Origin of the sequence: Mesorhizobium sp. M1A.F.Ca.IN.020.06.1.1, assembly GCF_004023265.1 — a bacterium.
Lineage (GTDB): Bacteria > Pseudomonadota > Alphaproteobacteria > Rhizobiales > Rhizobiaceae > Mesorhizobium.
In genome coordinates this window covers 1-895 of sequence record NZ_RZSR01001490.1, presented here as the reverse complement: position 1 = coordinate 895, position 895 = coordinate 1, and the positions used below count along the sequence as shown (strand labels likewise).

1 protein-coding gene and 1 pseudogene are annotated in these 895 nt (G+C 65.3%); one reads left to right on the top strand and one right to left on the bottom strand.

What is annotated here, in order from left to right; all coding sequences use genetic code 11:
• On the top strand, nucleotides 1-336 hold a 336-nt coding region (locus EOA60_RS35070), incomplete at its 5' end, for a glutaminase (RefSeq protein ID WP_206628425.1).
• A 103-nt stretch (nucleotides 337-439) separates the two neighbouring features.
• Here EOA60_RS35070 and EOA60_RS37985 read toward each other — a convergent pair.
• Nucleotides 440-895 (bottom strand): annotated as a pseudogene (locus tag EOA60_RS37985) (ribonuclease E/G); the annotation flags it as partial.

Here is an 895-nt window from a genome sequence, read left to right as displayed (position 1 = left end):
ATGAGCTGCCGACAGCTCGCCATGGCCGGCCGCTTCCTCGCCAATGGCGGTCGGAACCCGGCGACCGGGCTGTCGGTCGTGTCGACCGAGCGTGCGCGCCGCATCGGCGCGCTGATGCTGACCTGCGGCCACTATGACGGCTCCGGCGATTTCGCCTTCCGTGTCGGCATTCCGGGTAAGAGTGGCGTCGGCGGCGGTATTCTTGGCATCGTGCCGGGCGTCGCCTCGCTCGCCGTCTGGTCCCCCGGCCTCAACGAGAACGGCAATTCAAAGCTCGGCTCGATAGCGCTTGAGAAGCTCGCCAGGATGATGAACTGGTCGATCTTCGCGCCTTAGCAGGTGCTGGGGCGCAAGATTGGAAGGGCAGAAAACGAGAATCCCGCGCCGGACGAGCACGGGATCTTCTGTTCAACAACTAAGCCTAATGAGCTGACAGAGCTTAGAAAAAGCCCTTCCGCTGCCACCAGCCGGCACGCTTCGGCTTTTCTTCGGTCTTGGCTTCCTCGCTGACGTTGGACGAAACGACGGGGACAGCCGGCGTGTCGATCGACTGCGGTTTGCGCCGCGTCGGATGGGCATTGACCTGCGCTTCGGCCTCGGTCGGAGCAGCAGCGGCCGCTGTCAGCTCCGGTTCGGCGGCCGCAGGTTCAGCGGGAAGTTCCGCCGCCCGCTCGGGCGCTTTCTCGGAGACGGTTTCCTCGACAGCCTTCTTCGATCGCGGTGCACGGCGAGGCTTCTTCGGCTTCTCCGTTTCCGCGACATCGTCATTGGCGGGCGAGGGCGCGGCCTGCTCTTCGGCTGCAGCGACCGGCGGCGCGCCTTCGGGAGCTTCGACTTCCGCTTCTTCGCCTTCGAAACCATCGCCGGCATCGGCATCGGCAGGGATCTCGCCTTC